The organism is Planococcus sp. CAU13 (assembly GCF_000775575.1).
Lineage (GTDB): Bacteria > Bacillota > Bacilli > Bacillales_A > Planococcaceae > Planococcus.
The window spans coordinates 1-10,958 of the sequence record NZ_JRGN01000017.1 but is presented as its reverse complement, the minus strand read 5'-3'; the positions used below and the strand labels follow the sequence as shown (position 1 = coordinate 10,958).

The following is a 10,958-nucleotide window of genomic DNA, read 5'->3' as shown; positions in this document are numbered from 1 at the left end:
TAATCGCCCGCAAATCTTTTTAACCGCCCGTATTTGCTAATCGCGCATATTTTTTTCTAATCGCGCGTAAAAAATTCTAACCGCGCATATAATTTTCTAACCGCGCGTAAGCCACCCCCATCCCCATTTTCCCCCTCTCACAAAGACCCCAAAACCAAAAAAGGAAGCTTTTCGCTGAGCGAAAAGCCTCCTATCTCAAAACCAATCCACAAAATTACATCTCCAACGTCGTCTTCGGCTTACGCACCAGACACAGAATGCCCGCAATCAGGTAGAAGAGACCGGCAAGGATTCCGACTCCTGTTGTGACGATTGATACGATGACAGCTGTCGCGATAAAGAGGATGCCCGCGATGACCGGCTTTCTATTGCCTTTCAGCAAGACCATTGCAACGATGCCGAGAACGATTGCGACAATGGCTGATGCGATCAGTACCCAGCCGCCTGCACCAAGAAAATCCATCGCTATTTCAAATTCTTCCATCGAAAAGTCAGTCGTCGGATCGCCTGTTCCGGTTGTTAACTCAGTCTCAAACAGCTCTCTGTTGTTCTGCAGCCAAAGCATGAAAGCTCCAACCGCCGCCATAAATGCGAAGCCAAGTGCTCCAATAACCCCTAAAACTATTTCTGCTGTGCGTTTCATTGTTTATTCCTCCTAGATGATTTCATTCAAAGTAAATTTTAATTCCCTGCGACGTCCCGTTTCGTGAAGGCTGCCCAGGCAGCGCCCATGAAGATGACGAAATAGACTGCCAGCACGATGATCGAAAATGTCATCGACATGCCCGGGATCATCGGTTCCATGCCGTTCATGTATTGCTTCAGATTTGTGTTGGCGAATAGGATGTATTTCGACCATTCGTATTGCGACAGGAAAGCGACGATCGCGTTGCCCGCCATCATGAGGAATATCGCCAGACCGATTGCCATGCCGCTGCTTCTGAAAATTGCTGAAATCATGAAAGCAAACGTGGCCATCATGACCAGCGTCACCAGGCCGAAGCCGTATGATTTCACGATTTCACCCAGTACGTCATTTTGCACGAATCCAGGCATCAAATCCTGTACGACTATCGGATTCAGTCCGTTCAGGCCGAATAATACAGCTCCTACAAGCCATGACGAGGCCAACAGGAACACCAGCAACGTGAAGGCGAAAATCAGGACGGATACATATTTGGACAATAAAATCTTTGTCCGCGAAATCGGGCGGATCAGCAATAATTTAATCGTGCCCCATTTGAATTCGTTCGAGATGATGCCGGCTGCCACGATGATTGTGAACAGGCTGATCACCGATGTGAGGAAGCTGTTCTCGAGCACATATTCCCAGCCGTCATAAGGCTGCGGCTTGATGTTGTTTTCCAGATGGTAATTATTTTCTGTAATAATCATTTCATTCATGAAGCCGCCAAATTCATCATTTTCCATTTCAGCTGTCAGCTGTGCATTTTCGGCCTGCAGTTCCGTCTGCCAGTCGTCTCCGTATTCCTTGAAATCCGATTCCGTTCCGAAGAATTTGGTGATGAGTCCGCCGCCGATTGCGAGGATCAGCAGCACCGCAAACATGACCCACGTCGCTTTTCTCGCATACAGTTTTATCTGTTCATTCCAGATCAGGTTCAAAAAATTACTCAATGGTATTCTCTCCAATCAGGTCAAAGAATTTATCTTCCAGCGTCGCCTGCAGAACGCGTACGCCGTAGATGCTGACACCAAGTTCCATCAGGCTTTTCAGGATATGCGGAATCTCTTCACGTTTGACCGACATGGAAAGTTCCTTGCTCCCTACACCGATTTTATTGTCCAGATGATTGTCGAGATACGCTTTCGCCGTATCCATCGGCTCGACTTCGATATAGACTTCTTTCAGCGCCTCTTCATTTTCGACGGTTTTCACTTCTTCGATGGCAATCAATTCGCCGTTTTTGATGACGCCGATCCGGTCGCACATCAATTCAATTTCAGTCAATAAATGACTGGAGACGATGACGGCGACATTTTCTTTTTCCGCAAGATTTCGTATGTATTTCCGGATTTCACGTATGCCCGATGGATCAAGACCGTTTGTCGGTTCATCCAGTATCAGAATCGAGGGTCCGTGCAGCAGTGCCTGCGCAATTCCGAGGCGCTGGCGCATGCCGAGCGAATAACGGCCCGCTTTTTCGTGAATGGCTTTATCCAGTCCGACCAGAGAGACCACTTCTTTGATCCGTTCGTCGGTGACGCCGTCGACCATCCGTGCATACTGTTTCAGGTTTTTCCAGCCGCTCAGAAACGGATACATCTCAGGATTTTCAACAATCGCGCCGACATGACGGATCGCTCCCTTGAAATCCGTCTTGATGCTTTTGCCTTCGATCAGGACGTCGCCTTCCGTAATATCGATCAACCCGACCATCATTCGGATGGTTGTCGTCTTCCCTGCGCCGTTCGGCCCCAAAAATCCGAACACTTCACCCGCTTTGATTTCGAAATCCAGTCCTTTGATAATCGGCTTATTGCCGATCGTCTTCTTTAAATTCACCAACTGCATTGCCGGCTTTGACATGGTGTGCACCTCCGTATTTTACTTTCCACTCCTCTTTTTACGAATGAAAAGGCAAAAAGTTCCCAAAAATGGTAATTAACCCGATTTGAATTCGAAAATAAACAATAAAAAAGCACATCTCTTTTTCGGGAGATGTGCTTTAAAGTGCCAGCGGTCACCGGTTCAATTTCATGCATTACGCTGTGGCCGCCTGTTTTCCGGCTTCTTGATCCAATGGCGCAGACCTTTGCCGGCATACGGCTCGTCGTTATAGCGCGGGATGATATGGAAATGACTGTGCAGAATGGATTGATTGGAAGCTTCACCGACATTCCAGCCAAGCGTGAAGCCGTCCGGCGAATGTTTTTCCCGCAGGTATTCCTGCGCCTGCTGCATCAGCTCGTACGTGTCGTTCCATTCTTCTTTCGTCAGTTCAAATGTGTTTTCGCGGTGAACTTTCGGGATGATGATCCCGGACCCTTCCAATACGCCCTGGTGGCGGTCATGCTGCAGGAAGTAGCAGGTATCGTTTTCGAATACGATGTGCTGCTCCGGATCATCTGCGAAATCACAGTATGGGCATCCTTGTTTTAAACTCATTTGTTTCCCCCTAACGTCTTTTAAATGAAGCATCCATTTGGCCGCCGTGAAAAATACGCAGGATGAAATCCCGCTCCGGCACCTGCAATGTCTCGTATGCTTCCAGAAACGCTTTATTGTCATAAACCGCCTGTTTTATTTCCACTTCAAAGCCTTCAGCTTTCGCTTCGACGATGGCATAAGGTGCTTCAGGCTTGTGGTTGCAGCCGAGCGCACCGGGATTCAGGTAAATCGTCCGGTCATTATGGAAAAAGTGCTGCGGATGGTGATGACCGAAACAAATCAGGCTTTCGCCATGGCCGCTGAACATTTTTTCGGCATTGCCGAGCCCCGGTTCGACAATTTGCGAAAACGGATCTTCGCTGATCGGCGCTTCCACTTTCCGCTCTTCGATATGGTAATGGGTAAAAAGGACGCGGTGGCCGCTGAATTCTTCACGGATAATCCGCGGCAATTCCTCCAGTTTATCAATAAAAGCAGGAGCCAAATTGTCCGCAATCCATTGATGATGTGCCAGCACATGCAGGTGGCTTCTTGGGTAATCGCGGCCAGCAGCAAGAGCCAGCACCGCTTCGTCATGATTGCCGGTGATCATTGAAACGTCATCGCGGCCGAACAGAATGCCGAGCACTTCGTTCGTTTCGTGGCCGATGGCAATCATATCGCCGAGACAATAAATACGTTCGACGTCACCCGCTGCATCAATGTCAGCAAGTACAGCCTCCAATGCGCGCGCGTTGCCGTGGACATCGGTAATCACTGCAAATTTCATGGCTGAATTCCTCCCATTTATATTTCATTCCACTTATCCCTGTTTTTTTGACAGCACGATCACGCCGCCGCAATGCGAGACAGGATGGAATTCACTGTGGCAAAGTCCGGCAATCGCTTCTTCGAATTCATCGTAAGCAAAATAGAACTCATCTTCGTCCCAGTGACGGAGATTATCCAAACGGCACGCCGCCAGATTCGCACGCGTCCGGAACGCGATATCGCCAATATAAATTTTCCCGTCCGGCTTCAGCTGCTTGAGCAATGTTTCAATAAACACCGTTTTCTCCTCATCTGTCAGATGATGCAGCGCATAAGTGCTGATGATTGTGTCGTAGCTGCTGCTGGCAATAGGTTCCGGCAGACCGTTTGTGATATCCCCTTGCAGGAGCCGTGCTTTCGGCATCTTTTCCTGTGCAATGGCGATCATTTCTTCCGAGAAATCGATGCCGTCGATCTGATGGCCGTTTTCATAGAGCCTGGTTGTCAGGACGCCTGTGCCGAACCCGATATCAAGTACAGCGGATCTCTCTTTTTGCATCGCTTCATTGTAAATCCCTTTCAGTATTTCTTTGTATCCTGCAAACGGATACTCATTATTTTCTTCGCTCAATTGAACCGTGCGGTCGTAATCATTTGCCCATAAATCGAATCCTTGTTTGTTTAACATCCGTTTTCCTCCATTTTCACTTTTCTTCCAGCCATAGTTCAGCGGACTCCAAAAACCCATCTTCCCGCCAATCCAGCACAGCCATCAATTCCCCCATCTTTTCGACTTTGCTTTGGAAGAAATTATTTCCCAGGAAATATGCCAGCCGTTCGTAACCGAAACGCTTGCCGCCATTAATGGAAAACCATTCTTTGAACAGTTCCGGCGTATCCAGAGTCCGGTAATCTTCCTTAAATGCATGTTTTATTTCTGCGGTATTCTGTTCGGCAAAATGGAGCCATTCCGCCCCTTCCCCGTTGAATGAATAATATGTGGCGGCATCGAGTCCCGGAGCGGTCTTTCTGGAAAAATGCGTCGCCACCCCTTCCTGGTACAACCAGTTCAAAGGATGTGTCCAAGGGATTTTATTCCAGTCGGTTTCGGTTCTGTCCGTAAGGATGTGATGTGCCGCATGGCCGAATTCATGGGCAGTGAGTGCGCGCAGATGATCCGGTTCAGGTGACAGCTTTTCAAGCGCGAAGCTGATATTCGGGATAATATCGCGATATGTATAAGCGTTCGAGCCAAACCCGCCGACAAGCAGATTGACGTCGATCGGGAAGATGATTCCGTAAAGCCGTTCATATTCCAGAGCTGTTTCTTCTATTATAGACGGCAGCCTCCACCGGGCCGCCTCAATGCCTGCCATCGCTTCCGGATATTTCCGGATCGACTGCTGATGGCGCTCGTCCGTGTCTTTGCAGTGATAAGCGAAATATTGCTCAAAAATTTCCGGGTATTCTCCGTAATATGCCCGTAAAGATTTGACTGAGCTATCGTAGTTTTCCAAAAAGTAACCAGCCGTGTCGATGATATTTACCATTGGGTTGCTCCTTTTCTAAAGTTTTTTGATCGACTGCTCCCATTCCGTTCTGAGCAGCGATGAAATCAGCGCGTCATGCGACTCGCCCCGCTGAAACAAATAGCCCCGCAATGTGCCTTCCACTTTAAATCCAAGTTTCTGGAGCATTTTATTCGAAGCTTCATTTGCCGGATAAGTTACCGCACCTATCCGGTAAATCCCCAAATCCTCGAACGAATAGCGGAGCACTTCAATCACTGCCTCTTTTGCAAGGCCCTGCCGCCAGAAAGCCGGATGCAGCTCGTACCCGATTTCCGATTTTTTAGAGCTTGTGTTCAAATTATTCAGCCCGATTGTGCCAATAAATTCGCCTGTATCTTTTAATTGAAGCCCCCAGCGGTAACTGCGCTGCGCTTCAAATCCGATTTGAAAAGCTTCCACCATCTTTTCTGCAATAGCCCGATCTTCAATACTGTCCATGCCGTAATATCTTGTTACTTCATCCATCGACAGAATGCCGAATAGCGCATCGGCGTGCTCGGGCCGAATTTGAATTAAACGGAGTCTCGGTGTTTCCAGTTCTGGAAATTTCATATCTGCTCCTCCTTCTGAATTGCGTAAACGCACACGGCTCTGCCCGCCACCAGACTCTGTTTCTCAAGTTTCATCCCGCATTTTTCAGCAACCCGCTGTGATGCCGTATTGTCCGGATGAATCAGCGAAACGAGCCGCTCTTTTCCAAGTTTTTCGAAAGCGTAGTCCCGGAGCGTCCGTGCCGCTTCTGTTGCATAGCCACTTGACCAGTGTTCATTAGCAATCCAATAGCCGATTTCCCATTCGTCTTTGCCGTCCACTTTTTGCGGAATGATACCTGCCTGACCGACAGGCTGCCTGTCGCTTTTCCGCTCCAGCAATAACAAGCCCGTTTCCTGATTTTCTTTATAGCCCTGATAAACCCAATAGAGAAAACGCAGCGCCCCGTCTTTATCCCGTGTCTGACCGTTTCCGATATACTTCATCATTTCGGGATCCGCTGTCATTTTCTGCAAAAAGGGGAAATCTGCATCGCTGTAGCGGCGAAATAATAATCTTTCCGATTCGATTTTCATGCATGACCTCTCTTATAGTTTTTCTTTTGGTAGTGCCACTTCCACCTTCGGCCATTTCTGTGACCATTTTTTCGATTCGAGCCGCTTTTTGTAGACTTTCATCAATCGCTCGTCCTTTTCAAAAGCCGGTGTCGGACGCACTCTGATGTCCAATAAATCCACTAATCCGTGCGGAGCCATCAATTCCAGCTGTCCTCCGGGAGCTATTTTTACTCCGAGCGCCGTCGCCGTTTCAGGGAATTGGGAGACAGCGTCAAATGACGACTGATATTGAGGCAAATTGTTGACTTGATGCATTCTTGCCTGATTTTTAACAGACCAGGGCAGTCCCGGCATATTTTGGTTTAATTGATGTTCAAACTTTTTTTCCTGTTCTTCATCCACATTTTCATCGTCATAATAAATGACGTCAATATCGCCCAGGGAGGTTCTGGCGTCATAGCCATGCAGCACATCCCAGACTTTGGAGCGAACGAAACCGGCGCAAATCCACCAGTCGGATAATTCGAGCATTTCAGCTGCCTGCAGCACCTTCATCATCCAGCTGTCTGCCCCAATAACCGTCAAAATTTCTTTTTCAGTTTCCATATTGCATCTCCTGTTTGAATCTGTTTAATCATCTTCGGGATTAATGATCGCCATGACGACATGATCCTGCCATTTGCCGCTGATTTTCACATTCTTGCGGGCTAAGCCTTCTCTCTCAAAGCCCGCTTTCTCAAGCACCCGGATGGACGGTGCATTATGCGGCATGACGCCGGCTTCAATGCGGTGCAGACCCAGCTTTTTAAAGGCATAGTCCACTGCAAGGCGGATTGCCTCAGTTGCGTAGCCTTGGCCATTGTATTTACGGTCGACGGCGTAACCGATCATTGCGCTTTGCAGCGGTCCGCGGAAAATCCGGAAAAGATTAACGGTGCCCACCATCCTGGCGCTCGAATTTTCAAATATTCCAAAGTTATACTCCCTGCCCGTTTCCCGGTTTTGCACACTTTGCTCAATCACTTCCTGTTGCATCGGCAACGTAAAAAGATCTTCCTCATCACCGTCTGCCGAGAATTCGCCAAAGAATTCTTTATTGTCCAGTTCCATCTTCAGTTTATCCGGTGCATCTTCGAGCATTAGAAAGCGTATATGAACTTTGTCGCCCCGCATGACGGCACCTCCTCGCTCAGAGTAATTCCAGACAAAATCCTATCAAATAGACAAAAAGGTGTTCCACGTGAAACATTTTTCTCTATTCTTGATGTGTTTTTCGGAAACCATAGAACGGACGGAATTTTTTCTCTTCATAATAAGAACGTGAAGTGGCACTCGCGAGCAGTTCCATGCGCGTTGTCGGATACAGATTGTGGACATGGTCCATCAATTTTGCGCCAATTCCGCTGCCTCGCATATTTTTTTCAATCAGCAGTTCGCAGATATAAAGTGATACAGCCCCGTCCGTCAGCGCACGCAGACAACCTGCAAGTCTGCCATCATGTTCCGCCACAAATGCCACATTCGATCCTTGCCACGCAGCTTTTGTCTGCTCCTGTTTTGCCGACAGATTGCTCCAGCCTTCCTGTTCATTCAATTTATGGATTGCGGGGAAATCTTTTTCTTCATAGGGCCGGATGATGATCTCTTGCTGTTCTTTCATAATACGCTTTCCGCCTTTCAACATTTCTCTTCCTTAAATCCAGCCTAGCAGCATAGCTTTTTTCATTCAAATTTTCCATATAAGAATAAAGAGAAATCTGGAAACAGGAAACTGCCCAGACTCAGAGTAAACAGGATGACCAGAGGGAATTCGAAGAGCGTAAAAAGATATTCTCTCGAGTTTTCCGCATGCTTCCTCTCCATATATGCCCGGTATACAGTGCCGATCAATGCGAAGATGGCGGTAGCATATACTGGATACAAACCACTCCGTCCGTAACCGTATATCGCAGCTGCAGCCACGGCGACAGCTCCTGCTATACCCAAATAAAATTCTGTCTTTTTATGTCTGTCATTCACATAATTCGCTTTCAGAAAGTGTCGTTTTTCCACGCCCAATAGCTTTCGTAAAATCAGGTTGACGAGAAACAGGATCACGAACATGCCAGCAATAAATATGATTAGTTTTAAACCTAAGTAATCCGGTGTGCCGGGGTCGACGTAATAGACATTTGAATCAGGCACGGATTTCCTCCTCGGCAAACGGTTTGGATTTGATCAATAGCGTAAAAGAGACCAGAATAGCAATCAGCAGGCCGCTTCCTGTGAAAATTCCGCCCAATATCAAAAACTGATTGATGCCGGCTTCATAAATCAAGTTATATTGATTAGTATCCATCATTCCGCCGTTTCGAAGACTCTCCGCAGAGGCCAGTGACTGTCCCCGTGAACTGCTGTTAAAAATCATCAGCAAACCAATAATCAGCGCAATTATTGAAATTGCATAGGCGGCCCTTACATAAATTCCATTCATTCAAACACCCCTTTTTTATTTATTCCAAACCGCACCCCATATCAGCTGCTGAAATCCGCTGCAGCACGTCCCGCTACTCTGCCCGAAAATAGGCAGCCGCCAAGGAACGTACCTTCGAGTGAACGGTAGCCGTGCACGCCCCCACCGCCAAAACCGGCGACTTCGCCTGCTGCGTATAAACCGGAAATCGGCTGGCCAGAGTCATTCAGCACACGCGCTGACAAATCCGTCTGCAGGCCGCCGAGCGTTTTGCGGCTCACAATGCTCAGGCGCACCGCGATGAGCGGCCCGTTTTTCGGATCCAGTATCTTATGCGGAGGCGCCACGCGGATCAGCCGGTCGCCTCTGTAATTCCGTGCTCCTCTGAGCGCCGTCACCTGCAGATCTTTCGTGAATTTATTGTCCAGCTGACGGTCACGTGCAATAATCTGCCTTTCGATTTCGTTGACGTCCAGCAAATTTTCACCCGTCAATTTATTCATGCCAGCCACGAGGTCTGTCAGATTCTCCGCGACAATAAAATCTTCGCCTTTGTCCATGAATGCCTGAACCGGTGCCGTTGCCCCTTTTTTCACACGCGACAGCACCTGGCGAATGTCCTTGCCGGTCAGATCCGGATTCTGTTCGGAGCCGGATAACGCGAATTCCTTTTCGATGATTTTCTGTGTCAGGATGAACCACGAATAGTCATATCCTGTTTTTTGAATGGTTTCAAGTGTGCCGAGTGTATCAAAGCCTGGAAAATTCGGCGCCGGGAAACGCTTGCCTGTGGCATCGAACCACAGCGAAGACGGTCCCGGCAAAATGCGGATGCCGTGGCGGCTCCAAACCGGATTCCAGTTTTTGATGCCTTCGGTATAATGCCACATGCGGTCACGGTTTACGAGACGTCCGCCAACCTGCTCTGTAATCGCGAGCATGCGGCCGTCTACATGTGCCGGCACGCCCGACAGCATATTTTGCGGTGCAGCGCCGAGACGCTTTGGCCAGTTTTTACGGATCAGGTCGTGATTGCCGCCAATGCCGCCGCTTGTGACGACGACCGCTTTTGCATGAAAAGAAAATTCGCCGATTTTATTGCGCGAGCTTGCTTCTCCTCTCGCAGCCTCGCTCGGCTCTAGGATGGAACCGTGAATGCCGGTGACTGCGCCGCCTTCTGTCAGTAAGCCGTTCACTTGATGCCGCGGAAGATACTGGATGAGACCGTTTTTCATGTGTTCACGGATGCGGCGTTCGAAAGCTTCGACAATTGCCGGACCCGTGCCCCATACAATGTGAAAACGGGGAACCGAATTGCCGTGGCCTTCGGCGAGGTAGCCCCCGCGTTCCGCCCAGCCGACGACCGGAAAGAATTTGACGCCCATGCCGGCGAGCCACTGGCGCTTTTCACCGGCTGCGAAATCGACATAAGCCTGGGCCCATTTCAAGCCCCAATAATCTTCGTCGCCGGTGCGGTCAAATCCCGCTGCTCCGAGCCAGTCCTGCCAGGCGAGCTCTTTCGAATCCTTGATGCCCATACGGCGCTGTTCCGGCGAATCAACCAAAAACAATCCACCGAATGACCACCACGCCTGTCCACCGAATGATGCTTCCGGCTCCTGATCGACCAATAACACTTTTCTGCCGGCATCCGCAAGCTCCGCCACCGCCGTCAATCCCGCTAATCCCGCTCCCACTATGATCACATCGAACTCCATCCATACTTCCCTCCAGATGATACTGTTTCTATAGTCAATCGTATCATTTTGAGCTGGTAAATTATAGTTAGTAATTTCAGTTTTCAGACAATAAAGGCGGGAATGGAATTGAAGGAAATAAAGATGGTGTGAAAGAGAAACAATGCGAGGAAATATTATCCATAATTATTTCTTTTTGTCCTGTGTACATTTTTTTATAGAAGAAATTTCACTGAACGTGCGCAAATGCATGCTAATCGCCCGCAATTTGATTTAATCGCCCACAAATGATTTTAATCGCCCGCA

15 protein-coding genes are annotated in these 10,958 nt (G+C 48.5%); all 15 read right to left on the bottom strand.

Annotation, left to right across the window (positions count from 1 at the left end; all coding sequences use genetic code 11):
• Positions 1 to 214 precede the first annotated feature (214 nt).
• Complete coding sequence (locus tag KW93_RS00585; RefSeq protein WP_033541005.1) at positions 215 to 643, bottom strand: DUF4064 domain-containing protein; 429 nt, start codon at positions 641 to 643, stop codon at positions 215 to 217.
• Between the two features lie 38 nt (positions 644 to 681).
• The gene (locus KW93_RS00580) at positions 682 to 1,638 is read right to left on the bottom strand and encodes an ABC transporter permease (protein ID WP_033541004.1); all 957 of its coding nucleotides are present in this window, start codon (positions 1,636 to 1,638) and stop codon (positions 682 to 684) included.
• On the bottom strand, positions 1,631 to 2,551 hold the full coding sequence (locus tag KW93_RS00575; protein WP_033541003.1) for an ABC transporter ATP-binding protein: 921 nt from the start codon (positions 2,549 to 2,551) through the stop codon (positions 1,631 to 1,633). The genes KW93_RS00580 and KW93_RS00575 overlap by 8 nt, the downstream gene beginning before the upstream one ends.
• 168 nt (positions 2,552 to 2,719) lie before the next feature.
• Positions 2,720 to 3,130, bottom strand: coding sequence for an HIT family protein (locus KW93_RS00570; protein WP_033541002.1), 411 nt, complete (start codon positions 3,128 to 3,130; stop codon positions 2,720 to 2,722).
• Positions 3,131 to 3,140: 10 nt separating this feature from the next.
• Positions 3,141 to 3,902 carry a metallophosphoesterase family protein gene (locus KW93_RS00565; protein WP_033541001.1) on the bottom strand — a complete coding sequence of 254 codons (762 nt, stop codon included), beginning with the start codon at positions 3,900 to 3,902 and terminating at the stop codon, positions 3,141 to 3,143.
• A 33-nt stretch (positions 3,903 to 3,935) separates the two neighbouring features.
• Positions 3,936 to 4,571 (bottom strand): class I SAM-dependent methyltransferase, encoded by a 636-nt coding sequence (locus KW93_RS00560; protein ID WP_033541000.1) that lies wholly within the window; start codon positions 4,569 to 4,571, stop codon positions 3,936 to 3,938.
• A gap of 16 nt (positions 4,572 to 4,587) precedes the next feature.
• The gene (locus KW93_RS00555; protein ID WP_033540999.1) at positions 4,588 to 5,433 is read right to left on the bottom strand and encodes a hypothetical protein; all 846 of its coding nucleotides are present in this window, start codon (positions 5,431 to 5,433) and stop codon (positions 4,588 to 4,590) included.
• Between the two features lie 15 nt (positions 5,434 to 5,448).
• Positions 5,449 to 6,006, bottom strand: a complete 558-nt coding sequence (locus KW93_RS00550; RefSeq protein ID WP_033540998.1) for a GNAT family N-acetyltransferase — start codon at positions 6,004 to 6,006, stop codon at positions 5,449 to 5,451.
• Positions 6,003 to 6,521, bottom strand: coding sequence for a GNAT family N-acetyltransferase (locus KW93_RS00545; RefSeq protein WP_052131399.1), 519 nt, complete (start codon positions 6,519 to 6,521; stop codon positions 6,003 to 6,005). Before KW93_RS00545 ends, KW93_RS00550 begins: the two co-directional genes overlap by 4 nt.
• 12 nt (positions 6,522 to 6,533) lie before the next feature.
• The gene (locus KW93_RS00540; RefSeq protein ID WP_033540997.1) at positions 6,534 to 7,109 is read right to left on the bottom strand and encodes a nucleotidyltransferase family protein; all 576 of its coding nucleotides are present in this window, start codon (positions 7,107 to 7,109) and stop codon (positions 6,534 to 6,536) included.
• 24 nt (positions 7,110 to 7,133) lie between these two features.
• Entirely contained in the window at positions 7,134 to 7,676 is a 543-nt protein-coding gene (locus KW93_RS00535) for a GNAT family N-acetyltransferase (protein WP_033540996.1), read from the bottom strand.
• Between the two features lie 82 nt (positions 7,677 to 7,758).
• Positions 7,759 to 8,163 carry a GNAT family N-acetyltransferase gene (locus KW93_RS00530; RefSeq protein ID WP_033541006.1) on the bottom strand — a complete coding sequence of 135 codons (405 nt, stop codon included), beginning with the start codon at positions 8,161 to 8,163 and terminating at the stop codon, positions 7,759 to 7,761.
• A gap of 62 nt (positions 8,164 to 8,225) precedes the next feature.
• Positions 8,226 to 8,687, bottom strand: coding sequence for a DUF4181 domain-containing protein (locus KW93_RS00525; RefSeq protein WP_033540995.1), 462 nt, complete (start codon positions 8,685 to 8,687; stop codon positions 8,226 to 8,228).
• Entirely contained in the window at positions 8,680 to 8,976 is a 297-nt protein-coding gene (locus tag KW93_RS00520; RefSeq protein WP_033540994.1) for a hypothetical protein, read from the bottom strand. The genes KW93_RS00525 and KW93_RS00520 overlap by 8 nt, the downstream gene beginning before the upstream one ends.
• Positions 8,977 to 9,017: 41 nt before the next feature.
• Positions 9,018 to 10,673, bottom strand: a complete 1,656-nt coding sequence (locus KW93_RS00515; RefSeq protein WP_033540993.1) for an FAD-binding dehydrogenase — start codon at positions 10,671 to 10,673, stop codon at positions 9,018 to 9,020.
• Positions 10,674 to 10,958 lie beyond the last annotated feature (285 nt).

Excerpts from the sequence above, each read along its gene's own strand:
- KW93_RS00585 (WP_033541005.1), bottom strand. The coding sequence starts at position 643 with ATGAAACGCACAGCAGAAATAGTTTTAGGGGTTATTGGAGCACTTGGC.
- KW93_RS00575 (WP_033541003.1), bottom strand. The coding sequence starts at position 2,551 with ATGTCAAAGCCGGCAATGCAGTTGGTGAATTTAAAGAAGACGATCGGC.
- KW93_RS00570 (WP_033541002.1), bottom strand. The coding sequence starts at position 3,130 with ATGAGTTTAAAACAAGGATGCCCATACTGTGATTTCGCAGATGATCCG.
- KW93_RS00565 (WP_033541001.1), bottom strand. The coding sequence starts at position 3,902 with ATGAAATTTGCAGTGATTACCGATGTCCACGGCAACGCGCGCGCATTG.
- KW93_RS00560 (WP_033541000.1), bottom strand. The coding sequence starts at position 4,571 with ATGTTAAACAAACAAGGATTCGATTTATGGGCAAATGATTACGACCGC.
- KW93_RS00555 (WP_033540999.1), bottom strand. The coding sequence starts at position 5,433 with ATGGTAAATATCATCGACACGGCTGGTTACTTTTTGGAAAACTACGAT.
- KW93_RS00550 (WP_033540998.1), bottom strand. The coding sequence starts at position 6,006 with ATGAAATTTCCAGAACTGGAAACACCGAGACTCCGTTTAATTCAAATT.
- KW93_RS00545 (WP_052131399.1), bottom strand. The coding sequence starts at position 6,521 with ATGAAAATCGAATCGGAAAGATTATTATTTCGCCGCTACAGCGATGCA.
- KW93_RS00540 (WP_033540997.1), bottom strand. The coding sequence starts at position 7,109 with ATGGAAACTGAAAAAGAAATTTTGACGGTTATTGGGGCAGACAGCTGG.
- KW93_RS00535 (WP_033540996.1), bottom strand. The coding sequence starts at position 7,676 with ATGCGGGGCGACAAAGTTCATATACGCTTTCTAATGCTCGAAGATGCA.
- KW93_RS00530 (WP_033541006.1), bottom strand. The coding sequence starts at position 8,163 with ATGAAAGAACAGCAAGAGATCATCATCCGGCCCTATGAAGAAAAAGAT.
- KW93_RS00520 (WP_033540994.1), bottom strand. The coding sequence starts at position 8,976 with ATGAATGGAATTTATGTAAGGGCCGCCTATGCAATTTCAATAATTGCG.
- KW93_RS00515 (WP_033540993.1), bottom strand. The coding sequence starts at position 10,673 with ATGGAGTTCGATGTGATCATAGTGGGAGCGGGATTAGCGGGATTGACG.